Consider the following 25,594-nt stretch of genomic DNA (forward strand, 5'->3'; position numbering starts at 1 on the left):
CATACAGATTTTTCGATCAATTGAGCTTATCTCATGCCAAGATTAAATCATATCAACATTGCACAGTTTTACATTTACCCCGCTTTATTTTGCACTATGTAGCGTTTAATTCTGGCAATGATAAAGGTCAGTATAATTGAGCCGAGGATCAGGCCGACCGAGAAGACCGCATTTTGTAGAGCATTAGGATTAAACACTAACATGCTACCTAAACCTAACATCATTATGCCTGACATCAGTTTAAGCACTTCACCCTCTTTTTCGGTGAGTTTGCGTTTACCTAATGTCATTGAGAAGACAATCACAATAGCGGCCAGTGGTATAACGTAAACCACATTATAAGCGATGAGGTATAAGTAACGTTGCATGGTATCGAGATCTGATAATGACAACACTGAGGTGTAAATCATTGGAAAGCCTGCGGTGCAGAGCAGCTCGTAGGTATTAGCTAAAATTGCCAGAATAGTTGAACCTAAAATCATTGTTGGTAATGAACTGGCTTTAGATAATTTCCCCATACGCTTAATAAGCGAACCACGGTTTTCCACCGACATGGATAAGCTAACGTCGCCTCGGCCATAAAAGTAATCTTTTATATTGACGATTGCTGCTATCAACGCCAATACCCCCGCACAAGTGATAATGATACCGCCATCACCGCCGCCGAGAACTTGAAATAAGTTAAGCCAGGCGCTCATAAATACGAAGTAGATAAGACCGGAGAAAAATACAAAAATACCGCCCACCAACAGCATACGTTTGCGGCTGCCAGCATTCACCATAATGCTCAGTAAAAATAGCAGCACGAAAAAGGCGCACGGGTTAAAGGCATCAACACCTGCTAATACTAGGGTTAGAACCGGCAATGACATTTCTTCTGGATGTACAGCGCCAATGAGTGGAATGTCGACAGGCTGAACCGTTGGCGCAGGGGCTATGTCGCTGGCTTGGTCAAATGACATACCACATGAGCCTTCGGCTTGTGGATCGTCGCTATTGTCACTACAGGTTTCAAACAGTGGTGCGCTTGCAACTGGCGCAGCTCCGAGGAAATCATCAAGCTTATCACCAATGTCTGCTTTACCACCTTGGCGTTGGTAGCAGTTAACCAAGCGCTCTAGAATGAAACGTCCAGTCACTTCATGGCTGTTATAACCCACTACGGCCTCACCACAAATAGCAAAGTAGGGCACCGATTTGGGTTCAACACCTGTTTTTTGGCCCATTTCCATGAGTTTATCAACATTGCCGGGTTCACTAATGACGTAGTCGTGTAATTCGATCCAGTCAAAACGTTCGCCTAGAGCATCAATAAAAGGATGGGCTTCACGACAATGAGGGCAGGTTTTCGACCAAAAGAAATGCAGCTTTACCACTGGCTGCTGGTTTTGCTGAGTATACCAAATTGAGTCGTCTGTTGAGGCCACGGTACTGGCTATTGAGCTTGGAGCTAATATCAATACACAAAGAAGTAACAGTAATTGGCCAATCAATCGGTTCATAATTTATTCCATTAAAGCGCTAATAGTTAGATTTTATGCCCTAATATGATTACTGTAAGGATCAAGTCTGAATTACGTTAACTGGCTCGCATTACTGGGGTTTTTATCATTCAATATGCCAACTTGATCATGAATTACTGGCGCTAAAGTGCTATGAAAAACCTTCTTTACATAGGTTTACTCTGTCTTAACCCTCATTGACATTGCATTGGGTAAACTGAGTATCAAATCTGCTGAGGCAGACAATAAATCCCATACATACCGAGGAACTTAACAATGAAAACATCATCAATCATCAAAACGAGTTTAGTGGCCTTAGTGGCAAGTTCAGCGTTCTTAGCCAGCCAGTTATATGCGGCAGAGACTACTGATAACACGGTAAAGACAGAGAATGTCGCCGCTAAAGGTGACCGATATCATGGTCATAAGGGTGGCATGCATAAAATGCTACGCATGTTAGATTTAACGGATTCACAGCGAGCTGATGTCAAAGCCGTGTTAAATAAATATCAAGGTAATCGTCCTGAGCGCCCAACTAAAGAACAGCGAGCTGCGCACCGAGCTGACATGCTAGCGTTAATCACTACCGCTGGTTTTGATGAAGCGAAAGCCACTGAAATGGCCCAAGCAAAGCAACAGCAACACATGCAAAAAATGTTGAACCACTTAAAAATGCAGAATGAAATTTATCAACTATTGACCCCTGAACAGCAACAAATGTTTCAAGATAACTTTCAACAAGGTAAAGGCCACAAGCCACGTCGTTAATCAGTTGCTAGCTCAGCATGGTTAAAGCAACATAATCGCCATTACCTTTGGGTAATGGCTTTTTAGTTAATGCCTATATGGAGTGGCATTGTCTCCGTTGCGACTTTATATAAGGTCTTGGTGCAATTTAAGATTATTTAATAAAACATTACCCAAAACAGCCAGCTAACTTGCTATAGTAAGGTCTGTTAAATTATCTGTAAAAAGAGTCGACAACGTCTTTATGAGTACATCATCTGAATATGACTTTTGGGTCAAATTAGCGAGCCGCGCTTCAGTCGCTACAGCACTGTGCCTTATCGTGATCAAATTATTGGCTTGGTTGTATTCAGGCTCTGCCAGTATGTTGGGGTCATTAACGGATTCATTTGCTGATGCACTCGCGTCGATAGTTAATTTTATTGCCATTCGATATGCCATTGTTCCTGCGGATAAAGATCACCGATATGGTCACGGAAAAGCTGAGCCATTAGCGAGTTTGGCGCAAGCTGCGTTTATTTTAGGCTCGGCGTCGCTGTTATTATTGTATGGCGGCGAAAAGTTAATTCATCCAGTACCAGTTACCAATGCCATGAGTGGTATCGTGGTTACTATTATTGCGATAGTCATGACATTTGCCCTTGTTTTGTTGCAACGACATGCTTTGAAAAAAACTAAGAGCTCGTTAGTTGAAGCTGATTCATTGCATTATAAGTCGGACTTATTATTGAATGCGGCTGTGTTGTTCGCCCTAATATTGGCGCAATATGGCTGGTGGTGGGCCGATGGTTTGTTTGCGGTGTTCATTGCATTTTTTATCGGCAATCAAGCGCTTGGGTTAGGTTATCGTTCAGTTCAAAGCTTGCTTGATCGCGAATTAGACACTGAGACTCGTGATAAAATTAAAGCCTTAGCTAAGCAAGATCCTCGCGTCCAAGGCATTCATGATTTACGTACTCGCCAGGCTGGGAAAACGACCTTTATTCAGTTGCACATGGAATTAGCGGGTAACTTATCATTGCATGATGCCCATGAAATAGCAGATAAAGCAGGCTTGACGATTAAAGCGGCGTTTGATGATGCAGAGGTGATTATTCACCAAGATCCGGTGTAGAGAGATTAGAGAATCGTAATCAATGCCAGCTCAACAATATTTGTATTTAAGCTGGCACTGGTTAGTGTTTAGTCGTGTTAGCTTAAAATCCCTGAGCACGAAATTGTGCTAGAGCTTGCTGCACTATGTCTGTAATACTGGCATCAATATCGACGGTTACCACTAATGGTTCATTAGTGGGTTCTTCTAATGTGGCAAACTGGCTATCGACCATGTTCTGTTTCATAAAGTGGCCTTTTCTTGCCATTATCCGCGCTAAAATCAGTTCATAGCTACCCTTTAAATATAAAAATCCGACCTGTTGATTACCTTTACGGATTTGATCTCGATAAGATTGTTTGAGTGCTGAGCAGCCAATGATCACCGTTTTATGTTGGGTTTCAAATTCGAAAGCCAAATCTCGAATACGTGATAACCAAGGTGCCCTATCGGCATCATTTAGGGGTTCTCCTCGAGCCATTTTTTCTATGTTGGCTTGCGGATGCAGATCATCACCGTCTACAAAAGTGGCATTCATCACTTTTGCTAACAGTTCGCCTACGCTGCTTTTACCACATGCGCACACACCCATTACAATAATGCATTTCCCTGTCATTCTCTTACCATTCCTTAATATAAGCTTATATAATTAAAGGCTTATTTTTTCAGCTCAGTTTATGCCTTGAGTTTACTGATCTCATTGAGGTTTGTGAATTCGAATTAGCACTCTCATTAATCTCTTTGGAATATAGTATGGACACAATAGTACCAACCGCAGACCCGACTTACTTGCTGATGATCGCTGCGCTAGCCATTATCGCGTTATTAATACTGATTATTAAAATGAAACTGCACGCTTTTGTGTCATTAACATTGGTGTGTGTGGCAACAGCACTGGCCAGTGGTATTAATAGTGATCAAGTGGTGCCAACAATGATGGCGGGTTTTGGTGGCACTTTAGCTTCTGTTGCCTTGCTTGTTGGTCTTGGCGCTATGATAGGGAAGATTTTGGAGGTAACTGGCGGTGCGAAAGTGCTTGCTGATAGTTTAATTTGCCGTTTTGGTGAAGAAAAAGCCCCATTAGCCTTAGGTATTGCTTCGTTATTATTTGGTTTCCCAATATTTTTTGATGCCGGCCTAATTGTGATGATGCCGATTATTTTTAGTGTTGCTAAACGCTTTGGCGATTCACCTCTTAAGTATGCTTTACCGTCTGCCGGTGCATTTGCCGTGATGCATGCGTTTGTTCCTCCACACCCTGGACCGGTAGCGGCTGCGGATTTACTCGGCGCTAACATTGGTTTATTACTCTTTGTTGGCATGATGGTGGCGATCCCCACTTGGTATATTGGTGCTTATTTATTTGGGTTATATGCGGGTAAAAAATTTGATATTCCCGTGTCAAAAGTGTTCCTCAGTACAGCTCCGATTATCGATGTCGATAAGATCCCGAACTTTGCCACGGTAATGTCGATTTTGCTGTTACCTGTGATACTCATTTTTATGGACACTGGGCTAAACACCTTAGCCGTTGCTGGCGTTATCGATGGTAAGTCACCAATAGTTGAATTACTGCGAATGCTGGGTAAGACGCCAATTGCATTACTGATTACCTTATTAGTATGTTTAGTGGTATTTGCCAAAGACTATGGTATGCAACAGCTTGAGAAATTGTGTGGCGACTCATTAGGGCCTATTTGCGCGGTTATATTAGTGACGGGTGCCGGTGGCATGTTTGGTGGCGTATTACGTGCAAGTGGAATTGGTCAGGCATTAGCGGATGCATTGTCACATACAGGTATGCCTCTAATCGTTGCGGCATTTGTCATTGCCACCTGTCTTCGGGTGGCACAAGGGTCGGCAACCGTGGCATTAACCACAACAGCGGCGTTAATTGCGCCTATGGTAGCGGCAACCGCTGGATTAAGTGCTTTGGATTTATGTTTTATTGTTATTGCCATTGCAGGTGGTTCAACTGTGTTATCACACTTTAATGATTCCGGTTTTTGGTTGGTTGGACGTTTAATGGGAATGGATGAAAAAACCACCTTAAAAACGTGGACCGTTATGGAAACCCTACTGGGTACTATTGCCTTTATCATTGTGGGTTCACTAAGCATACTGTTGTAAATATCAGCCTGTGATGGGGTTGATATTTTCGATACTAAAAAGCCGCAGTAGCGGCTTTTTGTTCATGTAATATAGTGTGTTAATCGCCTTTAGATTATGTAAAAACAAGTTGATTAGTTATTTGGGATCGAGCTTGCTCTAATGCTGAATCTGCCCGCAAAATAAAACTGTCGATAGTATCATCGGCTTGCCAGTTCGACACGCCAACACTGGCGCTAAAACGAATAGGCTTATTGGTTTCTGGTTCTCTTAGCGATTTATCGTCGTTGCTATGGCGAATATTCTCGGCAACATTTAAGGCTATCTTTTTGCTATTAGCTTGGATGATGGCAATAAACTCATCACCACACCAACGAGCGATTAAGTCGACTTCACCTAGATTGCTTTGGCAATGTTGAGCAAAATTAACTAGGGCTTTATCACCCATTTTATGGCCAAATAAATGATTAATTTGCTTTAAATCGTCTACGCCGATCAATAAACAATAAAGGTGCTCACGTTTAAGATTGGTATCGGTTATTAATCGCTGACTAAAATGCAATAGCCCTCGTCGATTCAGCACCTTGGTAAGGTAATCAATATAGATTTCCTTATTGAGTAAGTCCTTTAGCAAATAAGATTCAGTAATATCTATCATGGTCATTTGAGTGGCGGGTTGTCCCTCCCAACTGATAACAGTCTCCAGTATTTTTACCCATATGAGACGACCACTTGAATGCAAGCACTGGATATCGACAGTCTGAGGTGTAATGGTATTGGCTAGCAATGCATTGTTAGCCTCTATTCGCTGTGCTTGATAACTAGGTTCAATGATACCCATAATCGATTTGAGTGACATAATACTTTGGCGATTAGGATAGCCAAGTAGGGTCGCGAGTGTTTCATTACAATATAGCGGGCTAAAGTTGCGATGCACCAAAACACCTTGCACCGATCCATTAGCTAACTGTTGATAGCGATGCTCACTTTGTACAACAGCTTGTTTGAGTGCGGTGACTTCGGTTAAATCAACAATTGTTATTTGCAGTGCTGTTCGACCTTGCCATTCGACAAGGTGTTCAATGGCTAATACATTAATCGTCATACCAAGACGGTTACGATTAATATAATTTCGCACCTGAGGCTTTTCGATTCCACTCATTAATGCATAGTAAGTGTGTGCCGCGAGATCCTGTAGTTCAGGATCGATTAACTCTAAAATACTTTTCAGCGCTAAGATTTCTTTAGCGGTTTGATAACCGAAGATTTTTGCATAACTATCATCTGCATACAGTGGTATAAAGTCTTGATGAATAACCACACCAAAAGGAGCATCAGAATTCACAATCTGTCCTTAGTTGAATATTACATTTTAGGCCGCAATTTTCATGGTACGTATACTATTGCTTCTGCAGCCAAGTCAATGCCATGTGTAAATGCGGTAACGTCGACTATTTGAGATAATGTTTTATATTAGAATTAGACAAAATAGTGCTGCCACAGCAATAAGATTAACAATGTTATAACATCATTATGGCTATATTGTGTAGTTCTGCTTTTTAGTCCATTGATAGCTCTTTTAATTTACGTGTCAGGGTATTTCTTCCCCAGCCGAGGCGTTTAGCGGCTTCTTGTTTATGGCCTTGAGTATGTCTTAACGCTGTTTCAAGTAAGATACGCTCAAATTCAGGCTGAACTTCAGTTAATAAATCACTTTCACCCGCAGCAAGCTTTTCATCAATCCAATCTGTTAACGCGGTTTGCCAATCACTTGCTCCAGCTGTTTTCTGTTGGCTGCTAACCGGATCTTTGAGTAATTCTGGTGGTAAATCCTGTGGTAATATTTCTTGTCCAGAAGCCATTACAGTTAACCATCGACACGTATTTTCCAGTTGTCGCACATTGCCAGGCCAAGGTAAATTAGCCAGTTTGACTGCAGTGGCTTTGGTTAATATTTTGGGCTCTACGCCAATTTCTTTTGCTGCTGTGGTTAAAAAATGATTAGCGAGCTGGGCAATGTCTTCACGACGCTGTGATAATGGCGGTAGGTGAACTCGAATCACATTGAGACGATGAAATAAATCTTCACGGAAGGTGCCTTTTTGTACCAATACTTCAAGATTTTGGTGGGTTGCAGCAATAATGCGAACGTCCACTTGCACAGCTTGATGGCCGCCAACACGATAGAATTGTCCATCAGCAAGTACTCGTAATAACCGAGTTTGCACATCGATTGGCATATCACCAATTTCATCTAAAAATAAGGTACCGCCATTGGCTTGCTCAAAACGACCTTGGCGCACATTCGCGGCACCTGTAAATGCCCCTTTTTCGTGACCGAAGAGTTCTGATTCAATCAAATCTTTTGGAATGGCTGCCATATTAAGCGCAATAAAGGGTTTTTCTTTACGCGGGCTGTGTTTGTGCAATGCCCCGGCAACGAGTTCTTTACCTGTACCCGATTGACCATTGATCAATACACTAATTGACGAACGAGATAAGCGACCTATGGCCCGAAAAACTTCCTGCATCGCTGGTGCTTCACCAATAATTTCAGGGGTTTTAATCGAAGTATCTATCACCGGCTGAGGTGTTTGCTCTGTGGCATGAGTCAGTGCGCGTTCTACTAAATTAATCGCCTCGTCGATATCAAACGGTTTGGGCAAGTATTCAAATGCACCTGCTTGATATGCGCTCACCGCACTGTCTAAGTCAGAGTGAGCTGTCATGATGATCACTGGAATATGCGGATAATGCAGCTGTAAGCGATCCAGTAAGGTTAACCCATCAGTCCCTGGCATGCGGATGTCTGACACTATGACTTGTGGTTGAGATGCCTCTAAGGCTTGCCATAAAGATTCTGCAGCAGCAAAGCTGGCTGTTGACAGTGATGCGCCTTTAAGAGCTTTTTCGAGTACCCAACGGATCGAACTATCATCATCGAGGATCCAAACTTGTTCACTAATGTTCATGTTACTACCTCATTCTGCCTACATAGGGCATGCTAGTTATTGTAATGGCAGATTAATAATAAATTCGGTATGACCTGGAACCGAAATACAATCGATGCGACCGCGGTGTAATCGGGCAATGTTGTGTGCAATGGATAAACCTAATCCAGACCCTTCATCCCGACCGGTAACCATAGGGTAAAAAAGGGTATCCAATAGTTCAGATGGAATACCTGGGCCGTTATCAATAATCGACAATGCAAGTACCACTTTATAGCGGTGGGTTCCAATCGTGACCTGATGCTGGGTGCGAGTGCGGATAACAATATCTCCGCCACAATGCTCTAAAGCCTGAATGGCATTTTGGACAATATTCAATACAGCTTGTTGCATTTGATCTGAGTCCATTTCAATGTCAGGAATGGACGGGTCGTAATCTCGTTTTAAATGGATATTCTCTGGCAGCGCCATTTCAATTAGTTTAAGCACTTTTTCAATGACTTGATGAATACTTTGTTGTGTATGCTGTGTCGGACGTTGCGGGCCAAGTAAGCGGTCTACTAGATTACGCAACCTATCTGCTTGTTCGATGATTAAGGTGGTAAATTCTTTTAAATCAGGTGAAGTTAGTTCTCGAGACAATAGCTGTGCCGCACCACGAAGGCCGCCCAGTGGGTTTTTAATTTCATGAGCTAAGTTACGGACCAAAAACTGTGCAGCTTGCTGTTGCGCGTCCATATTCAGCTGTTGATGAATACGCCGCTGTTGATCCACTTGACGCAGTTCTAAGATACTGAGGTTATTATCATTTTCAATTGGCATCAAGGTAATATCAACAGTGTGATGCTGACCATCAAGGGTAATCAATACGGCAGTATTAATGGTGAGCCCTTGGCCGGCATTAACGGCATCGCGCAATAACTGTGGCTCAACTCCCATAAGCTGATAAAGTTCAGGAAGCGTTTGTTCTAATAGCTTGTGGTTACCGACCCCCAATAATTGTTCAGCAGCAGCATTGGCATAACATGGCTTGAGCTGATTATTAATAACCAGCACAGCGGTAACTAAGTGATTGAGCAGGTTATTTGTGTCCATTAGCCGTCCTAGTATAGGGTTGCACTATCATATTGCACCGAATTGGTGCAATTCGCAACCCGAAACACACAAGCTCTCACTAAGATAAGTAGTCACACATATTTTTTTAAGTTAATGAATAAACTGATTTTTATCTTATTTACTTGGACTTTCTTGCGGGTCCAAATACAGATGCTTGGTGAAGAAATATCTTTCTAGGAGAGCTTGATGCAAGGACTTTGCCGCTTTGTGTTACAGCATTAACAACCAGTGAGTGTTCACCTCGGTTAATGCCGGTTAATGTAAATATATTTGATGCTTGAGGTGGTGCAGTGACAATACCATCAACCAATAATGTCATCATCACACCGCGAGGCAGTTCCGGAGAGACACTTACTGATACGGTGAACGCGCCGTTATTATCTCGAATCGTTGCCTCTTCTTGAGGAGAGGTGATTGAGATTGAGTAGCTAATTGGGGCTTCTTTTTGCTCAGTGGTGTTGATTTTGGTGGGAGTGTTAATGGTTATATTATTCTGCGTATTTTCTTTTAGATCAACAGCTTCAGCATTATTTTTCGCTTCATCTGAGTAATGCACTTTACCATTTTCATCGACCCAGCGGTAAACAGTTGCGAGGCTTTGCGCGCTTAATAATAATAAACCAATAAGGATGAGAATACGCATAATGCACTCCATAAAACGATAGTTTCAATTAGAGTAGACGTTTTTATAAAAAAAATCAGCTTAAACTGTGTTGTTTAAGCTGAATGTAAGCGGGCACTATTAAATCAATATTGTTTATTAAGGTGCAATAACCCTATATATATTGGCAGCAGTACTCTGAAATTTGTGCCGTACGGATACTAAAGCTCACATTTGGTGCAAGCTGAAAGTGAGTACCTGTAGCATAGACTGCCCATTCAGTTTGACCAGGCAATAACACTTCAAATTCGCCTGAGATGACCTGCATTATTTCACCTTGAGCAGTAGCAAATTCATATTCACCAGGCAACACAACACCTAAAGTTTGTTTACTGTCATCAGCCAACACCACACTTCTACTAATCACTTTACCGTTAAAATACACATTGGCTTTTTTAGCGACGCTTACCTGTTGCAACATACTCATATATTCTCCTTAAAAATCATCTTGAGTCGAATCTATCTGCGTTTACGTAAAATATCTAGTTAAATGTTTTCATCTTGTATCATTAGCGTCGCTTCGCTGTTAGGGCATGACTTCTTCACAGCTAGAATCGCTTCGCTACTAGGGCGTGACTTCTTCACAGCTAGAATCGCTTCGCTGCTAGGGCGTGACTGCGTCACTGCTAGCGTCGCTTTGCTGTTAAGCTGTTGACTTTATAGCCTCTAGCCGCGAAGCGTACTAGCAGCGCAGCGTCCTAGGCTCTTTTGCATTTAGCCTGTAGAGATCAGGCAACAAAAAGCCCAGATGCAGGCATCTGGGCTTTTTAGGTCTTAATGAGTGTTGCCACTCATTAATGGTAATTAACTGCGGTTATTACGCTTACGCTCGTTTTCAGTTAAGAATCTCTTACGAACACGGATGTTCTTAGGAGTTACTTCAACTAATTCATCATCATCGATGAATTCAAGAGCTTGCTCAAGTGTCAGTGTAATAGGAGTCGTCAATACTTGTGCTTCATCAGTACCTGATGCGCGCATGTTAGTTAGCTGCTTACCTTTCAAACAGTTTACTGTCAAATCGTTAGAGCGAGCATGAATACCCACTACTTGACCTTCATACACTTCAGCAGCGTGACCAATAAACATACGACCACGGTCTTGTAATGCGAATAACGCGAATGTTAGTGCCTTACCTGTTGCGTTTGAAATCAATACGCCGTTAGCGCGTTGACCAATATCGCCACCTTTGTGTGGACCGTAATGATCAAATGAATGATAAATTAGACCAGTACCAGATGTTGCAGTTAAGAATTCGGTTTGGAAACCAATTAAGCCACGGCTTGGGATAACGAAGTCGATACGTACACGACCTTTACCATCAAGCTGCATGTCTTTCATTTCGCCTTTACGAACACCTAATTTTTCAATTACGGTACCTTGATGATCTTCTTCAACATCAACAGTAACTGTTTCGTATGGTTCACATAACTCACCATCGATTGTTTTTAGAATAACTTCTGGACGCGATACAGCTAATTCATAACCTTCACGACGCATGTTTTCAATTAGAATCGATAAGTGTAATTCACCACGACCTGAAACGCGGAAACGGTCTGGACTTTCTGTTTCTTCAACGCGTAGTGCTACGTTGTGAACCAATTCAGTCTGTAAACGTTCAAGAATGTTACGTGAAGTAACGTACTTACCTTCTTTACCCGCGAACGGAGAAGTGTTTACTTGGAATGTCATCGTTAGTGTTGGTTCATCAACAGTTAACGGTGGCATTGCTTCTACTGCATTCACAGCACAGATAGTGTCAGAGATTTTAAGCTCGCCTAAACCTGTGATGGCAACGATGTCACCAGCATTTGCAATTGGTACTTCAGTACGATCAAGACCCATGTAACCTAATACTTGGCCCATTTTACCGTTACGTGTCTTACCGTCAGCGCCAATAATGGTCACTTGTTGGTTAGTCTTAACGCTACCACGGGTAATACGCCCAATACCGATAACACCCACGTATGAGTTATAATCGATTTGAGAAATTTGCATTTGGAATGGCGCTTCTGCATCAGCATCTGGGAAAGACACTTTCTCAACGATAGTTTGGAATAGCGGCGTCATATCATCGCTCGCTACATCTGGATCTAAGGTTGCAAAACCATTTAATGCCGAAGCATAAACGATTGGGAAATCGAGTTGTTCGTCAGTGGCACCTAAGTTAACGAATAAATCGAATACTTGGTCAATAACCCAATCTGGACGAGCACTTGGACGGTCAATTTTGTTGATAACAACAATTGGCTTAAGGCCTTGAGCGAATGCTTTCTTGGTTACAAAGCGAGTTTGTGGCATAGGACCATCAACTGCATCAACCAAAAGTAATACTGAGTCAACCATAGATAGAACACGTTCAACTTCACCACCGAAATCGGCGTGACCAGGAGTATCTACGATATTAATACGGTAGTCGTTCCACTGGATGGCTGTGTTCTTTGCCAGAATGGTGATCCCACGTTCTTTTTCAAGATCGTTAGAATCCATAACCCGCTCAGTAGCTTCTCCACGAGATGCAAGGGTTCCTGACTGCGCCAACATTTTGTCAACCAGGGTTGTTTTGCCATGGTCAACGTGGGCAATAATGGCGATGTTACGTAAATTCTCTAGCACGGATAAACCTCTAAACCAGCAAATAAAAAAAAAGGATCTAACAGTAGTTATAGGTTATAGCTACTGTAAAAAAGCGTGCCATTCTACTTCACAGCAGCTTTTGTAGATAGGATTATTTTTGAACACTTGTAAATCTATCGCTTGCTATGGATTAAAAAACAGCATAAAACGTTTATATATTAAGCATAACCATACTGTAATACAAAAATGTGACATTGTTTAAAATAGCCATATTTACAGGGTGCACTATTATGGACTTTTGCACCATGATGAAACATAGTGGTGCTCGAAGATGGTGCAGATTTATTTTTTTGAAGATTTGATAGAAGTCTCATATTAATAAAATCAATTAGTTAGCGAAGTGGCATGAATATCGCTTATTACAGACCATTATGCACAGATTCGTTTTCCAGATGCACCATCTGGCGAATACCAAGATTATATTAAGGGACAACCCTTTACCCTACCGGAGGCTTGAGAATGTCAGTTGAATCAGTTTTAAAACAACTTGTAGAGTTAGAAGTTAAGTTTGTAGACTTACGCTTTACCGACACTAAAGGTAAAGAGCAGCACGTTTCTATTCCTTCTCATCAAGTAAATGAAGAATTTTTTGAAGACGGTAAAATGTTTGATGGCTCTTCAATCGCAGGCTGGAAAGGCATTAATGAATCTGACATGGTACTCATGCCTGATCCTACAACGTTTGTACTTGATCCTTTTACTGAAGAAACAACCGCACTTATTCGTTGTGATATTTTAGAGCCTGGTACTATGACAGGTTATGATCGCGACCCACGTTCAATTGCAAAAAAAGCTGAGCAGTATCTAATTTCTACTGGTATCGCAGATACAGTATTGATTGGTCCAGAGCCTGAATTCTTCCTATTTGACGATGTCCGTTTTGGTACTGACATGTCAGGTTGTTTTGTTAAAATTGATGCTAAAGAAGCTTCATGGAACTCAGCTAAAAGCTATGAAGAAGGTAACACTGGTCACCGTCCAATGGTGAAAGGTGGTTACTTCCCAGTTGCGCCAGTTGACTCTTCACAAGACTTACGTTCAGCAATGTGTTTAGTGCTGGAAGAAATGGGTCAAGTGGTTGAAGCGCATCACCATGAAGTGGCAACAGCCGGTCAAAACGAAATCGCTACGCGTTTTAACACATTGACTAAAAAAGCGGACGAAATTCAAATTCTTAAGTATGTCGTTCATAACATGGCTCATGCTTATGGCAAGACGGCGACATTTATGCCAAAACCAATCGTTGGCGACAACGGTAGTGGTATGCACGTGCATCAATCTTTGTCTAAAGATGGCGTAAACTTATTTGCTGGTGATAAGTATGCTGGTTTGAGTGACCTTGCTCTTTATTACATTGGCGGCATCATTAAGCATGCTCGTGCATTGAATGCATTCACTAACCCAAGCACTAACTCTTACAAGCGTTTAGTGCCACATTTTGAAGCGCCAGTTATGCTTGCGTATTCTGCTCGTAACCGCAGTGCTTCAATTCGTATTCCAGTGGTACCAAGCCCTAAAGGTCGTCGTATCGAAGCGCGCTTCCCTGATCCACATGCAAACCCATATTTAGGTTTTGCAGCATTGCTAATGGCTGGTCTTGACGGTATTCAAAACAAGATCCACCCAGGTGAAGCAATGGATAAAGATCTATATGACTTACCTGCTGAAGAAGCGGCTGAAATTCCACAGGTTGCGACTTCATTAGAAAACGCACTAGAAAATTTACAAGCGGATCATGAGTTCTTAACTAAAGGCGGCGTGTTCAGCGAAGACTTTATTCAGTCTTATATTCAGCTTAAAACAGCAGAATCTGAGCGTGTAGCACGTACTACTCATCCACTTGAGTTTGAAATGTACTACAGCTTGTAACGACTCAATTGCTTCGGCAATAAATCAGTCAACAAAACCCGATAATCACTTATCGGGTTTTTTTATGTTAAAAAATAACAATATTGTCAGGCTTATTTTTTGTAGTGCGCAATTGTTTGATATTTTTGTGAATAACGTAAGTTTTTAGAGGATTTCACTCAAGAGTGTGATATTTATACCGTTAATCACTCACTCAAAAACGATGTGTTCAATGGATAAGAAAGACCTCAAGCTATTAGAAATACTGCAACGTCAGGGCCGAATGGCTGTTTCTGAATTAGCCGATAAGGTTAATATGTCAGATACTCCTTGTTTGCGACGAGTCAAAAAACTTGAACAAGATAAGGTTATTTTAGGTTATGGTGCGCAAGTTGATCCGCTAAAGGTAGGCTTGAATGTGGTGGTTTATACATCGGTTCGTTTAACTGAGCATACTGATCAATCAACCGCATTATTTGAATCTACTATGGCGCAACTCCCACAAGTGATGGAGTGTGCAGTAGTGACTGGGGCGTATGATTATGTGCTCAAAATAGTTGCTAAAGACTTAGTTTCCTATGAGCACTTTATCAAGAAATCTCTTGGTAACCTCAAGTTTGTCGCGAGTATTGAAACCACTGTGGTACTAAAGCAAATTTTTAGCCGCACTGCGTTACCGGTAGATGAATCGCCGATCGATTGATCTACCCTTGAATATCAATCAGTTCAACAATCTCCAAAGCAGCTGTCAGAACATCATAGATGACGAATGTAGAGACAGTGCTTTTGGGTATTGAATTGATGTTTTTGCTAATGGCTAGCCTTGCTCCATTGACTCAATAAACTTATTTGATTCAGCGATTGATTTGTTCATGTCGTTAATCAGGCTGGATATGTCGGTTTGTAAATTGGCAAAATCGCCTTTAATGGCCCCAATCGCTTGCGCGTTTAGGTTATGTTTTAAATACAACATATTGTCTTTCATTGCCGTTAAAATGGGTGGCATTTTGGCTTCGGCACGACGCATGCTTTTGACCAGCGAGTTATATGAACGCTTGGTCTCATTGAGTTTGTTGGTGCTGTTGCGGCGTAAACTGGCTTTGCTAATTTCTTCGATTTCAGTTTGCCATTCGTCAAATAATGCATCAGCGACATCTTCGACTTTCTCGATGCGATTGCTGACTTCATCAGCTGCAGATTGAGCTGACTCATACTCATCTTTGGCTTTATTGTAGGCATCTTCTAAATCACCGCCATCAAATGCCAATAATGCCTGCATTTCTGCCAACGCAGAGCTAAACTCCTTTTGAGCGTCTTGTTGCGACTCTTTAGCGCTTTGTACTCTATCAACCATAATGTCGCGCTTGTGATAGCCGACTTTTTCCATTGCACCGTAGTAGGCGCTTTGACAACCGCTCAACAGTAAACTGCTACTTAATAGTGCCAGTGATATCCATTTTTTCATCAATGTGTCTCTTTTATTGTGTGAGGCGAAAAAGACTTCGCTGAGGTTAATTATTTGATTAACTGCCTGATTTAAATTTTGCAGCGTCTATGATGCTCCACAAATGGAATAGACCACCAATGATTGCAGGGATCACCAGCACAAAAAAGAAATAGCAAACGGCAGTAATGCAGAAAAATAATAAAGCCGCTAAGATACGCCCTTGTAAAAGCTGCCCTAAACCCGGGAAAAACAAACTCGCGACAGCTGCGAGCACATTGCCCGCCGAACCTTGTTGTGACATCAATTTGCTCCATTATTCGATGACTAATATGTTATAACATTGTACGAAGTTAGTGACTTAATACAAATGTTATCTCCACTAACGAGGTATTAAATAAGGATTATTATGCCCAAAAAGTTTAATTACAGCCCTATTGTGGCTTTTTTGAGTGGGATTTGGCAGTTTCTACTCCATCTCAAACAACGGCTGACAGAAGATCAAATTAATATCCGCGCAGGGCATTTAGCTTATGTGACCCTGCTGTCATTGGTGCCTATGATCGCCGTCACCATGTCGATGTTATCGGCTTTTCCGGTGTTTAAAGGCATTAGAGGTAACATTGAAGGGTTTATTTATAATAATTTTATCCCTGCTGCAGGGGATACGGTTCAAGTTTATATTAATGAGTTTGTTGCCAATGCATCTAAAGGCACTTTTGTCGGTATTATTGCGTTAGTGTTCGTTGCTATTATGCTGATTTCCGCTATTGATAAAGCGCTCAATAATATTTGGCGAATTACTGATAAACGCTCATATGTTGTTTCTTTTTCAATGTATTGGATGGTATTGACCCTAGGTCCTGTGCTTATTGGTGCTAGTTTGGTGGCAACCTCATATGTTGTGTCATTAGAGGTGGTAACTGGCAGTGAGTTGTCTGGATTAGTGCCGTGGATTGTTGAACGCCTGCCGTTACTGTTTTCTGCGGCCTCAATATTACTGTTGTACATGGTGGTACCGAATAAAAAAGTGCAGTTTTCACATGCCTTATTAGGGGCCATTGTTGCAGCAGTTTTGTTTGAAGCCGGTAAAAAAGGCTTTGCGTTTTATGTGACTCAATTTCCAAGTTACGAAGCGATATATGGGGCGCTGGCGGTTATTCCTATTTTATTTGTTTGGGTATATTTATCGTGGATTATTGTTTTGCTTGGTGCTGAAATTACCGCGGCTTTACCAGAATATTTAGAGGGCTTATCTGTCATTGCAGAAGATCTTAAAGCCGAAATATTTTCAGAGACTGAAAAGCAAAGCCTACACAATGTGCATGATCCTTTAGTAGTTGATAAGCCGTCTACTGGATCGGTTTCCTCAACTGATAAGTATTAATCTTGATGACTGAATTACCGCTATTTATTCAACAGCAATTTGTTGATGTGGGTAACAGTCATCAATTACATGTTGCTGAATATGGTTGCGAAAAGGGCCCAGCATTATTGTATTTACACGGCGGCCCGGGTGCAGGTTGTTGCCGGAGTGAGCTAAGCTTATTTGTTAGTACAGGGTTTCATATTTATTTTGTTGACCAACGCGGCGCGGGACGCTCGTTACCATCTGGGTGTCTATTGCACAACACAGTAATGGATTTGGTGGCTGATATTGAAACGCTAAGGTGCACCTTTGATGTTGAGCAATGGTATTTAGCCGGAGGTTCTTTTGGCGCGACATTGGCTTGGTTGTACAGTGGTTTGTATCCTAGCCGCGTGATCGCTCAAGTGTTATGGGGAATGTTTATTCCCTCTCAACTTGGCATAAATTGGTTATATGGACCTAATGGTGCAAGCCAGTTTTTTAATACTCAATATGCACGATTCATTGATGTTCTTGAGCCCAAGCTTACAACGGCTTTACCACAGGCCGATACACATAGTCCGGCCATTGCTATTGATCACCTTATGAATGCTTACCAAGTTGTTCTCAATCATCATAATCCACAAGTAGTTGAAAATGCAGTGCAACACTGGCTTATGTGGGAATATGCATTAGCGCAGCCAAGTCAGTTTATGGGCGAGGTCGCCCAACCGTTAAGCTGCGCGAAAATAGGTCATCATTATGTGCAACAGCATTTTTTTGATGTGTATAGCCAATTTAAAACACTTACAAGCGCTATTGAGGCCACAACAGTATTAATCCAAGGTGAATATGATTGGGTTTGTCCTCAACATATATTAACGGCGTTTATTGAAGAGTGTGGTCATCAATCTATAGATTATCAGCATGTTAGCGCGGGATATCATGCCTTAACGGATCAAGCCGTTTTTCAAGCCGTTACCCAAGCCATTTTACGTTTAGATAACGCGGCATCTAAGTTCAGCTAATAAACAGCTTCATTTAATAATAATTTGTTAATGTTGTTCTATTTAATATGATGTTATCCAAAAAATGTCGCTAAATAGAATATTTTTAGGATGGTTATGATTGCATTAATTCAACGTGTTAAACGCGCATCAGTCTCGGTAGACGACGCAATAGTCGGCAAAATTGACCAAGGCTTATTAGTGCTACTCGGTGTGGAGCGCGAAGATAATATTGATAAAATGGCTAAATTAGCCATGAAAGTCATTAACTATCGGGTGTTTAGTGATGAAAATGGCAAGATGAATCTAAATCTGGCTCAAGTTGGTGGCAAATTATTAGTGGTGTCACAATTTACCTTGGCAGCTGATACTGGTAAAGGTTTAAGACCGAGTTTTTCTTGTGCCGCAACACCCGAGCAAGCTGATAGTCTTTATCTGGCTTTTGTGGAGTATTGCCGTCAACAAGGGGTTATGACCGAGACGGGTCAATTTGGTGCAGATATGCAGGTCGAGTTGGTCAATGATGGCCCTGTAACCTTTAATCTGCAGGTATAGGACAGTTCTATTGTCATCATAGATCAACCATCGGAGGGATGCCGTTATGATTGATATGTCGTTCACTGAAGCACAATCAGACGCTAAGGTGACAGCCTTGCTCAAAACCTTGTGTGAAACTTGGCACAACACTATTCCTGTCAGTAAATTTATGGGGATTACTCCAGTATTATTCAATGGCGATAGCTTAAAGGTGACCGCACCAATTGAGCCCAATATTAACTTACATCACACCATGTTTGCTGGCAGCATTTATACTTTAATGACCCTAACTGGATGGGGAATGGTGTGGTTACAGCAGCAGTTGTCACAAGCTCATGGCGACATTGTCTTGGCTGATGCGAAAGTAAGGTATTTGAAGCCTGTTACTAAACAGCCTTATGCTAAAGTGATTTGGCCTTATACTGATTTAACTCCATTAACTCGAGGTCGACGCGTCAAGATGACTTTAGAGGTCGCCTTGTATTGCGATGAGATCATGTGCGCTACGTTCACCGGCCAGTTTGTGTCTTTGCCACAACAATCATCTAGTGTAGATTGAGTTAATATCTTTCTATTTTATCGAATGTTATTGCGAAATTAATGCACTTTTCTTCTTTTTTATAGACTAATATACTGGCTCAATTGGTCAGGCGTGTAGCCATATGACCTAACAAACATATGGGTGAGACTTAACAATGGCAAAAGTATTAATTTTAAAATCAAGCGTTCTAGGCAGTTATTCACAATCTTCAGCATTAGTTGATTATTTAAATCAACAATGGAGCAGCATAGGTGCGCAAATTACTGTGCGTGATTTAGGCAGTGAACCAGTACCAATGTTAGATGGTGAAATTGCTTCTGGTCTTCGTGGTGGCGATGATTTGTCTGAGCGTCAATTAGCTGCATTAGCCCTATCGAACGAATTAGTGGCTGAAATTAAAGCTCATGACACTATTGTTATTGCTGCACCAATGTACAATTTTAGCATACCAACTACGTTAAAAAGTTGGATCGATTTCATTGCCCGTGCTGGCGTGACTTTTACTTATACCGATACCGGCCCAGTTGGCTTGATTGAAGGTAAGCGTGCCATTATAGTGACCACCCGCGGCGGGGCTCATAAAGGTGGCACCACAGATCACGTAGTGCCTTATTTAATCACAGTACTTGGTTTTATTGGGATTACTGATGTTGAAACCGTTTATGCTGAATCATTAAACATGGGTCCAGATGCTGCAGAAGCTGGCATAAGCCAAGCTAAAAAAGCGATTGACGCTATTACACTCTAAGTTAACCCGAGTTCAGGTTAAGTTAAGTCAATTTTCGAGTTAAGAGCACCTAAACCCATTGCGGGTTTAGGTGTTTTTTTATGCTAATTGTGTCTATTACCTTTGATAGGCGGTTGATCTATTTTTGGTTAAATTTTTTCGAGATTAAAGCGTGTTAAGCGAGGCGATTGCTGCCTGGCAATCTAAGCAAAATTCGCTCAACAATGAGTAAAATACTTTTAGTCGACCCTTTGGTAACCTTGTTGGCCATTTCTACAGCGTTATTGGCTTTTTTATATAGCGTAACGACACAACGAAACTAGATCACTCACGGTTTGAGCTATGGACCAATAGTTTGTTGCTAAAACAGCCTTCATAGCTCAACAGACTCTAGATTACTTCTGTTACTGAGCATTTGCCTTTGTGATACTTATACTACTATTAAAAAATTAATTTACTCATTGAATGAACCTAAAGCTCATTTTGAACCGTATTGTGGCGGCTATGGCACAAAATGTAATAGGCTCACTTATTAATGATGCCTGAGGGCGCTATGGGCAAATATAAAATAGTGACTATAATGATTTTATGCTGATTGATATGAACTTATGCATTTAAAAAGAGTAGCGATTGCAATAGTGCTGATTTTTATCACCTTAGGTCTTGTGCCTATATTGATGGTGGTTAGCCAATGGTCTGCCAATGAGCAGGCATATGGCATTAGTAGCAATGACAGCGAACAGCTGAGCTTTAGTTGGCAAGGCGTTGACAAGCACATTCATCACTTTCCTGCCTCTTCTGCAGGATACACTTATTTATTTATGGGTTTTTTATCGTGCTCTGAAATTTGCCCGATAAGGATCCAACAAATGATGCAATTGGAGCAACACATACAGCAGGATGCTTTGTTAACTGGAGCTGAGGTGCAATTTATGTTTGTGACGATTGACCCCAACAATGACACTCTGGCAGTTCGTAAAAGCATAATAGATGATATCTCACCGCGTTTTGTGAGTGCGTCATTGTCTGACGATGCTTTACAGCAACTGGATAGACGTTTATCTGAGAATATTAACCTTGAGCTCGCCAGCATTAATCATGTCGGCAAGTTGTTTTTATTGTCGCCTAATGGGGCGGTTAAGCGGATCTACACGTCGAAGCAGCTTTCAACTCAAAAAATGTTGCTTGAACTTAAGCAAATTATTTCCTCTGAAACTTAGGTATGTCTATGAGTGATAAATACACAATTGAACTGTTAAAAAAACACGATTCACACATATATCAAATTTTAATGTTGCAAGCGCCATTACTGTTTATTAGCGGTTTCTTTGGCGCAAAAATGCTGACTTTCAGTACCTTTTCGGCAGTCGCGATTTTAGTCATAGTACAGCTTAGCTATAGTCTGCTAAAGGGGACTGAGTTATTTGCCATTGTTGGTGCTGTGATCATGATGACCGTCTCGGCGTTGCTGATCCAAAGCCAAATGGGCATGATTGAAATGCATTTTCATATTTTTGCTTCTATGGGGGTGTTTTTAATTTACTTACGCTGGCAGCCTTTACTGGCCTCGCTTCTTACCGTTGCAGTACATCATATTGGCTTAACCTATATTCAGCTGCAAGGTGTGAGCTTGTTTGATACTCCAGTGATGATATTTGCCGGCGATTGCAACTGGACCATCATGTTGGTCCATGCATTATTTGCTGCCGCCGAAACCTTTATTCTTATTCGTATTGCCTTTTTTATGCGCACCGATGCCATTGCCAATCAACGTATTGCCGGTGCCATCGAGCAGATATCGTCTAATAAAGATTTATCGATACGCTTATCTTCTGCTGACACACCAGCGGAGATATCCTTTAATTTAATGCTCGAAGAGTTGTCGCAGCTATTTAATGACTATCGCGATATTGCCGTCAAGATGGGCAGTACTTCAGATAATTTGATGAGCTTGAGCGAGCAAGCTCAGCAGGGGGTTCAACAGCAAAATGCTCAAGCTGGAATTATTGCCGAATCGACTCAACATGTGATCGATAGTTTTCAGCAAATGGCTCACGATAGCCAAGTTTCTGCTGATCAAGCAAGAGAGGGGGCAACCTCAAGTATTGGTGATCGTCAAAGTGCATTAAATATCATGAAAGACATGCAGGCGCTAGAAACTAATATGACTGAAGTGACCGAGTCGATGACTGATTTAACTCAAGATGTCACTTCGATCACCACTTTACTTCAGGCGATCCGCAGTATTTCAGATCAGACTAACTTACTGGCATTAAACGCAGCCATTGAAGCGGCGAGAGCGGGTGAGAGTGGCCGAGGTTTTGCGGTTGTGGCAGATGAAGTTCGTACTCTAGCAAAACGGACTAGTCAATCGACCGATAGCATTGAAAAAGTGCTCAGTCGTTTGAATGTCAGCATGTTAAAAACCGTTGAGTCAATGGATCAAGGTAGGCAGCGTACGAGCCAAAATGTGCAGCATACAAATAATATTGCCCAAGGGTTAGATCAACGTTCTGGTCAGATTGGCCAAGTGGCGACTTTGAGTAACAATGTGGCTAATGGTACCCAAGAGCAAGCGGGCAGACTGACTCAAATTGGTGCGGAGATTTTAGACAATGCCAAAGCGGTAGTGCTGCTATCGGAACAGGTGCAAAAATTGGCTGGTGGAGCGGTAGAGATGAAACGAATCACCGAAGATTATCAAGCTAAAGCAGCTGCTTATAAAGTGTAATCCACATTAAAACAGGCGAATGGATAACTTTCGCCTGTTTTATTATTTGCTTGTCGCAGACAGCAAGTTGGGCTTATCCAGATTGCTGCGATCAGCGCCAGCGTTTAAAGATTAATGAAGTATTAATGCCACCAAAAGCAAAGTTGTTGCTCATAATATAATTGGTGTCTATGTAGCGTATCTCGTCTTTAATATAATCGAGTTGTGCGCACTCAGAGTCAATATCCGTGAGATTAAGGGTTGGCGCAAACCAACCCTCATTCATCATTTCGATACTGGTCCAGGCTTCCAATGAGCCACAAGCCCCTAGAGTATGGCCGGTATAACTTTTAAGTGATGAGATTGGCGTATTAGCGCCAAAGACCGCATAAGTTGCAGCCGTTTCGGCTACATCTCCCCGATCTGTCGCCGTACCATGAGCACTGATATAGCCAATTTCTTGTTCGGATAATTTGGCATCCGTTAAGGCTAAACGAATCGCCACTTCCATCGTTTTGGCATTGGGTTGGGTGACATGCTGGCCATCTGAGTTTGTGCCAAAACCAATTAACTCAGCATAAATTTTAACGCCACGCGTTTGAGCATGCTCAAGCTCCTCCAATATTAGTGTACACGCACCTTCACCGATAACTAAACCGTCTCGTTGGCTGTCAAATGGGCGTGGTGTTAGCTCTGGTTGATCATTTTTGGTGCTGGTGGCAAATAAGGTATCAAATACTACCGCTTCAGTCGGGCAAAGTTCTTCAGCACCGCCGGCCAACATAATCGTTTGCATACCGTACTTAATCGCCTCGTAGGCGTAGCCTATGCCTTGGCTGGCTGATGTGCATGCACTACTGGTGGTATGAATTCGGCCCTGTAAGCCAAAAAACACCCCCACATTGACTGCCGTTGTGTGCGCCATCATACGGATATAGCTGGTGGCGGTTAAGCCAGACATTTCGCCGGTTTTTAACATCTCACCAAATCCAATAATGGGATCGGTACTGCCAGTTGATGAACCATAAGCGACTCCAACTTTGCCAGAATTAAGAATAGGATCATCTAATAACCCCGCATCCTCTAACGCTAATTCACTTGCTCGAGTGGCCATTAGAGACACTCTACCCATGGAGCGAATTTTTTTGCGTGAATAGTGCTTAGGAGTAACAAACTCTGTGACTGGTGCCGCAAGACGAGTATTTAAGCCTGGGTATCTGTCCCATTCATCCATGCGAATGACACAATTATGTTTAGCTAATAGGCTCGCTTTAATTTGCTGCCAGTCTTGGCCTAATGCAGAAATGCCGCCAATTCCAGTCACGACCACACGCTTCATATCATGCCTCCATTAACTGAGATCACTTGACGAGTAATATAGGCGGCATCATCTGACATTAAAAAGTTAGTCAGGCCCGCTATTTCACTGGGTTTACCCATGCGTTTCATCGGCACTATTTGGTTAACCATTTCGGTTGGAATATCGCTGACCATATCGGTTTCAATTAACCCTGGGGCAATGCAATTGACAGTAATTTTGCGCTTTGCCAATTCAAGAGACAGCGCTTTAGTGGCTCCAATAATCCCCGCTTTTGAGGCGCTGTAATTGACTTGACCACGGTTGCCTGCAATGCCAGATACTGATGCGAGAGTGATAATGCGCCCGCCTTTACGTGCTTGTACCATCGGCATCACCGTTGGGTGAATAACATTATAGAAACCATCAAGATTGGTGTGGATCACGCTATCCCACTCCTCTTCGGTCATGGCAGGAAAGGTGGTGTCACGGTTGATACCAGCATTCAGAATTACCCCGTAATAAGCACCATTTGCGTCAATGTCCGTTTCGATAGCAAGCTTAACTGCCTGGCGGTCAGCAATATCAAATTGCAATACGCTAACTTGAACACCAAGATCTAATAAGGTTTTTTGTACTTGCGCCACTGCGGCATGATTGCTGTGAAAGTGCAGCGCAATATCAAAGCCATTTTCGGCTAATTTTATTGCGATGGCTTTGCCTATTCCTCGGCTTGAACCGGTAACTAATACTCTGTTATTCAAAATGTCTCTCCGTGATTTATTCGAGGAACTCCAATAGGATGTAAAAAGGTTTATTGATCATGCTTAGCCGTGGCTTGGCTTTCATCAATATAAGCTTGGGTATCTTTGGGTTGGAACACATTGATATTGGCTTGTGCTATTAAGGTATCTTGATGATAAATATGGCAATCAAATACCGCTAATCCCGACTCTTCTTGGTACAGTCTAGTCACTTGAGTGCGATATGACTGGCCTAAGGTAAAAGTGTCTATATGCATTTGTAGCTTGCGGGTACCGAGTAAAAAACCGGCTAGGATAGCTTCGTTGTCTAGTCGTGCTTCGATGCCTGCTAATGCCGCCACGCTTTGAGCCATATACTCTATCGCAACATAATTAGGCACCCCATTGATTGTGCTATTAAAAAAAGCACTGCTAGGGCTAATATAGGTTTCTGTGGTTAGGCTATCTGGACGATGCTCTAACAGCTTATCGATTAAGATCATCGGCGCACGGTGCGGAATAAAATTGCTAACATCTTGCGCTAACATAGCAGCATCGGCTGTGAGTATAGACATG

General features: G+C 42.0%; 25 protein-coding genes. 12 read left to right on the top strand and 13 right to left on the bottom strand.

The features are described 5' to 3' along the window. Positions 1-74: 74 nt before the first annotated feature. Positions 75-1,502: a thioredoxin family protein gene (locus H5123_RS08770; protein WP_182697717.1), complete on the bottom strand. Its 1,428-nt coding sequence runs from the start codon at positions 1,500-1,502 to the stop codon at positions 75-77. A gap of 276 nt (positions 1,503-1,778) precedes the next feature. Between H5123_RS08770 and H5123_RS08775 the strand changes: the two genes are divergently transcribed. Together H5123_RS08775 and H5123_RS08780 are read left to right on the top strand one after the other, a co-directional pair. Beyond that, positions 1,779-2,270 carry a Spy/CpxP family protein refolding chaperone gene (locus tag H5123_RS08775; RefSeq protein ID WP_124017434.1) on the top strand — a complete coding sequence of 164 codons (492 nt, stop codon included), beginning with the start codon at positions 1,779-1,781 and terminating at the stop codon, positions 2,268-2,270. A 223-nt stretch (positions 2,271-2,493) separates the two neighbouring features. After that, the gene (locus H5123_RS08780) at positions 2,494-3,363 is read left to right on the top strand and encodes a cation diffusion facilitator family transporter (protein WP_182697718.1); all 870 of its coding nucleotides are present in this window, start codon (positions 2,494-2,496) and stop codon (positions 3,361-3,363) included. Between the two features lie 82 nt (positions 3,364-3,445). Here the strand turns inward: H5123_RS08780 and H5123_RS08785 are convergent, their stop codons facing one another. Then, positions 3,446-3,958 carry a gluconokinase gene (locus tag H5123_RS08785; protein ID WP_182697719.1) on the bottom strand — a complete coding sequence of 171 codons (513 nt, stop codon included), beginning with the start codon at positions 3,956-3,958 and terminating at the stop codon, positions 3,446-3,448. 137 nt (positions 3,959-4,095) lie between these two features. Here H5123_RS08785 and H5123_RS08790 point away from each other — a divergent pair, with 137 nt between their 5' ends. Further along, on the top strand, positions 4,096-5,472 hold the full coding sequence (locus H5123_RS08790; protein ID WP_182697720.1) for a GntP family permease: 1,377 nt from the start codon (positions 4,096-4,098) through the stop codon (positions 5,470-5,472). 94 nt (positions 5,473-5,566) lie between these two features. On the opposite strand, the gene H5123_RS20780 is transcribed toward H5123_RS08790, so the two are convergent. The 6 genes from H5123_RS20780 to typA form a co-directional block, all read right to left on the bottom strand. Further along, positions 5,567-6,796: a sensor domain-containing diguanylate cyclase gene (locus tag H5123_RS20780; RefSeq protein ID WP_182697721.1), complete on the bottom strand. Its 1,230-nt coding sequence runs from the start codon at positions 6,794-6,796 to the stop codon at positions 5,567-5,569. Between the two features lie 214 nt (positions 6,797-7,010). Continuing rightward, positions 7,011-8,423, bottom strand: coding sequence for a nitrogen regulation protein NR(I) (gene glnG, locus H5123_RS08800; protein WP_124017439.1), 1,413 nt, complete (start codon positions 8,421-8,423; stop codon positions 7,011-7,013). A gap of 36 nt (positions 8,424-8,459) precedes the next feature. After that, a complete protein-coding gene (gene glnL / locus H5123_RS08805; RefSeq protein WP_182697722.1) occupies positions 8,460-9,497 on the bottom strand; it encodes a nitrogen regulation protein NR(II) in 1,038 nt (345 codons plus the stop codon). 139 nt (positions 9,498-9,636) lie between these two features. Beyond that, positions 9,637-10,161, bottom strand: a complete 525-nt coding sequence (locus tag H5123_RS08810) for a DUF4124 domain-containing protein (protein ID WP_182697723.1) — start codon at positions 10,159-10,161, stop codon at positions 9,637-9,639. A 133-nt stretch (positions 10,162-10,294) separates the two neighbouring features. Next, a complete protein-coding gene (locus tag H5123_RS08815; RefSeq protein WP_124017442.1) occupies positions 10,295-10,606 on the bottom strand; it encodes a pyrimidine/purine nucleoside phosphorylase in 312 nt (103 codons plus the stop codon). A gap of 377 nt (positions 10,607-10,983) precedes the next feature. Continuing rightward, a complete protein-coding gene (typA, locus tag H5123_RS08820) occupies positions 10,984-12,795 on the bottom strand; it encodes a translational GTPase TypA (protein WP_124017443.1) in 1,812 nt (603 codons plus the stop codon). A 480-nt stretch (positions 12,796-13,275) separates the two neighbouring features. Between typA and glnA the strand changes: the two genes are divergently transcribed. Both glnA and H5123_RS08830 read left to right on the top strand, forming a co-directional pair. Next, entirely contained in the window at positions 13,276-14,685 is a 1,410-nt protein-coding gene (glnA, locus tag H5123_RS08825) for a glutamate--ammonia ligase (RefSeq protein WP_124017444.1), read from the top strand. A gap of 211 nt (positions 14,686-14,896) precedes the next feature. Beyond that, positions 14,897-15,367, top strand: a complete 471-nt coding sequence (locus H5123_RS08830) for an Lrp/AsnC family transcriptional regulator (RefSeq protein ID WP_124017445.1) — start codon at positions 14,897-14,899, stop codon at positions 15,365-15,367. A gap of 114 nt (positions 15,368-15,481) precedes the next feature. On the opposite strand, the gene H5123_RS08835 is transcribed toward H5123_RS08830, so the two are convergent. Together H5123_RS08835 and H5123_RS08840 are read right to left on the bottom strand one after the other, a co-directional pair. Further along, on the bottom strand, positions 15,482-16,129 hold the full coding sequence (locus tag H5123_RS08835) for a DUF2959 domain-containing protein (RefSeq protein ID WP_124017446.1): 648 nt from the start codon (positions 16,127-16,129) through the stop codon (positions 15,482-15,484). Positions 16,130-16,187: 58 nt separating this feature from the next. After that, positions 16,188-16,412 carry a hypothetical protein gene (locus tag H5123_RS08840; protein ID WP_011635820.1) on the bottom strand — a complete coding sequence of 75 codons (225 nt, stop codon included), beginning with the start codon at positions 16,410-16,412 and terminating at the stop codon, positions 16,188-16,190. Between the two features lie 105 nt (positions 16,413-16,517). On the opposite strand from H5123_RS08840, the gene H5123_RS08845 reads away from it, so the two are divergent. The 7 genes from H5123_RS08845 (at position 16,518) to H5123_RS08875 (ending at position 22,999) form a co-directional block, all read left to right on the top strand. Continuing rightward, positions 16,518-17,495: a virulence factor BrkB family protein gene (locus H5123_RS08845; protein WP_124017447.1), complete on the top strand. Its 978-nt coding sequence runs from the start codon at positions 16,518-16,520 to the stop codon at positions 17,493-17,495. A 5-nt stretch (positions 17,496-17,500) separates the two neighbouring features. Then, positions 17,501-18,484: an alpha/beta fold hydrolase gene (locus H5123_RS08850; protein ID WP_182697724.1), complete on the top strand. Its 984-nt coding sequence runs from the start codon at positions 17,501-17,503 to the stop codon at positions 18,482-18,484. Positions 18,485-18,580: 96 nt separating this feature from the next. Continuing rightward, positions 18,581-19,018: a D-aminoacyl-tRNA deacylase gene (gene dtd, locus H5123_RS08855; RefSeq protein WP_124017449.1), complete on the top strand. Its 438-nt coding sequence runs from the start codon at positions 18,581-18,583 to the stop codon at positions 19,016-19,018. 46 nt (positions 19,019-19,064) lie between these two features. After that, a complete protein-coding gene (locus tag H5123_RS08860; RefSeq protein ID WP_124017450.1) occupies positions 19,065-19,559 on the top strand; it encodes a thioesterase domain-containing protein in 495 nt (164 codons plus the stop codon). A 136-nt stretch (positions 19,560-19,695) separates the two neighbouring features. After that, positions 19,696-20,289 (top strand): FMN-dependent NADH-azoreductase, encoded by a 594-nt coding sequence (locus tag H5123_RS08865; RefSeq protein WP_182697725.1) that lies wholly within the window; start codon positions 19,696-19,698, stop codon positions 20,287-20,289. A gap of 587 nt (positions 20,290-20,876) precedes the next feature. Next, positions 20,877-21,488 (top strand): SCO family protein, encoded by a 612-nt coding sequence (locus tag H5123_RS08870; RefSeq protein ID WP_182697726.1) that lies wholly within the window; start codon positions 20,877-20,879, stop codon positions 21,486-21,488. Positions 21,489-21,496: 8 nt separating this feature from the next. After that, the gene (locus H5123_RS08875) at positions 21,497-22,999 is read left to right on the top strand and encodes a methyl-accepting chemotaxis protein (RefSeq protein WP_182697727.1); all 1,503 of its coding nucleotides are present in this window, start codon (positions 21,497-21,499) and stop codon (positions 22,997-22,999) included. A gap of 91 nt (positions 23,000-23,090) precedes the next feature. On the opposite strand, the gene H5123_RS08880 is transcribed toward H5123_RS08875, so the two are convergent. Genes H5123_RS08880 through H5123_RS08890 form a run of 3 tightly spaced genes read right to left on the bottom strand, consistent with a single transcriptional unit; the run spans position 23,091 to position 25,593 of the window. Further along, positions 23,091-24,317 (bottom strand): beta-ketoacyl-ACP synthase, encoded by a 1,227-nt coding sequence (locus H5123_RS08880; protein ID WP_182697728.1) that lies wholly within the window; start codon positions 24,315-24,317, stop codon positions 23,091-23,093. Next, positions 24,314-25,039, bottom strand: coding sequence for a 3-ketoacyl-ACP reductase FabG2 (locus H5123_RS08885; protein ID WP_182697729.1), 726 nt, complete (start codon positions 25,037-25,039; stop codon positions 24,314-24,316). The genes H5123_RS08880 and H5123_RS08885 overlap by 4 nt, the downstream gene beginning before the upstream one ends. A gap of 50 nt (positions 25,040-25,089) precedes the next feature. Beyond that, positions 25,090-25,593, bottom strand: coding sequence for a hotdog family protein (locus tag H5123_RS08890; protein ID WP_182697730.1), 504 nt, complete (start codon positions 25,591-25,593; stop codon positions 25,090-25,092). Position 25,594: the final 1 nt, after the last annotated feature.

Origin of the sequence: Shewanella sp. SR43-4, assembly GCF_014163845.1 — a bacterium.
GTDB classification, from domain to species: Bacteria; Pseudomonadota; Gammaproteobacteria; order Enterobacterales; family Shewanellaceae; genus Shewanella; species Shewanella vesiculosa.

Excerpts from the sequence above, each read along its gene's own strand:
- H5123_RS08770 (WP_182697717.1), bottom strand. The coding sequence starts at position 1,502 with ATGAACCGATTGATTGGCCAATTACTGTTACTTCTTTGTGTATTGATA.
- H5123_RS08775 (WP_124017434.1), top strand. The coding sequence starts at position 1,779 with ATGAAAACATCATCAATCATCAAAACGAGTTTAGTGGCCTTAGTGGCA.
- H5123_RS08780 (WP_182697718.1), top strand. The coding sequence starts at position 2,494 with ATGAGTACATCATCTGAATATGACTTTTGGGTCAAATTAGCGAGCCGC.
- H5123_RS08785 (WP_182697719.1), bottom strand. The coding sequence starts at position 3,958 with ATGACAGGGAAATGCATTATTGTAATGGGTGTGTGCGCATGTGGTAAA.
- H5123_RS08790 (WP_182697720.1), top strand. The coding sequence starts at position 4,096 with ATGGACACAATAGTACCAACCGCAGACCCGACTTACTTGCTGATGATC.
- glnG (WP_124017439.1), bottom strand. The coding sequence starts at position 8,423 with ATGAACATTAGTGAACAAGTTTGGATCCTCGATGATGATAGTTCGATC.
- glnL (WP_182697722.1), bottom strand. The coding sequence starts at position 9,497 with ATGGACACAAATAACCTGCTCAATCACTTAGTTACCGCTGTGCTGGTT.
- H5123_RS08810 (WP_182697723.1), bottom strand. The coding sequence starts at position 10,161 with ATGCGTATTCTCATCCTTATTGGTTTATTATTATTAAGCGCGCAAAGC.
- H5123_RS08815 (WP_124017442.1), bottom strand. The coding sequence starts at position 10,606 with ATGAGTATGTTGCAACAGGTAAGCGTCGCTAAAAAAGCCAATGTGTAT.
- glnA (WP_124017444.1), top strand. The coding sequence starts at position 13,276 with ATGTCAGTTGAATCAGTTTTAAAACAACTTGTAGAGTTAGAAGTTAAG.
- H5123_RS08830 (WP_124017445.1), top strand. The coding sequence starts at position 14,897 with ATGGATAAGAAAGACCTCAAGCTATTAGAAATACTGCAACGTCAGGGC.
- H5123_RS08835 (WP_124017446.1), bottom strand. The coding sequence starts at position 16,129 with ATGAAAAAATGGATATCACTGGCACTATTAAGTAGCAGTTTACTGTTG.
- H5123_RS08840 (WP_011635820.1), bottom strand. The coding sequence starts at position 16,412 with ATGTCACAACAAGGTTCGGCGGGCAATGTGCTCGCAGCTGTCGCGAGT.
- H5123_RS08845 (WP_124017447.1), top strand. The coding sequence starts at position 16,518 with ATGCCCAAAAAGTTTAATTACAGCCCTATTGTGGCTTTTTTGAGTGGG.
- H5123_RS08850 (WP_182697724.1), top strand. The coding sequence starts at position 17,501 with ATGACTGAATTACCGCTATTTATTCAACAGCAATTTGTTGATGTGGGT.
- dtd (WP_124017449.1), top strand. The coding sequence starts at position 18,581 with ATGATTGCATTAATTCAACGTGTTAAACGCGCATCAGTCTCGGTAGAC.
- H5123_RS08860 (WP_124017450.1), top strand. The coding sequence starts at position 19,065 with ATGATTGATATGTCGTTCACTGAAGCACAATCAGACGCTAAGGTGACA.
- H5123_RS08865 (WP_182697725.1), top strand. The coding sequence starts at position 19,696 with ATGGCAAAAGTATTAATTTTAAAATCAAGCGTTCTAGGCAGTTATTCA.
- H5123_RS08870 (WP_182697726.1), top strand. The coding sequence starts at position 20,877 with ATGCATTTAAAAAGAGTAGCGATTGCAATAGTGCTGATTTTTATCACC.
- H5123_RS08875 (WP_182697727.1), top strand. The coding sequence starts at position 21,497 with ATGAGTGATAAATACACAATTGAACTGTTAAAAAAACACGATTCACAC.
- H5123_RS08880 (WP_182697728.1), bottom strand. The coding sequence starts at position 24,317 with ATGAAGCGTGTGGTCGTGACTGGAATTGGCGGCATTTCTGCATTAGGC.
- H5123_RS08890 (WP_182697730.1), bottom strand. The coding sequence starts at position 25,593 with ATGTCTATACTCACAGCCGATGCTGCTATGTTAGCGCAAGATGTTAGC.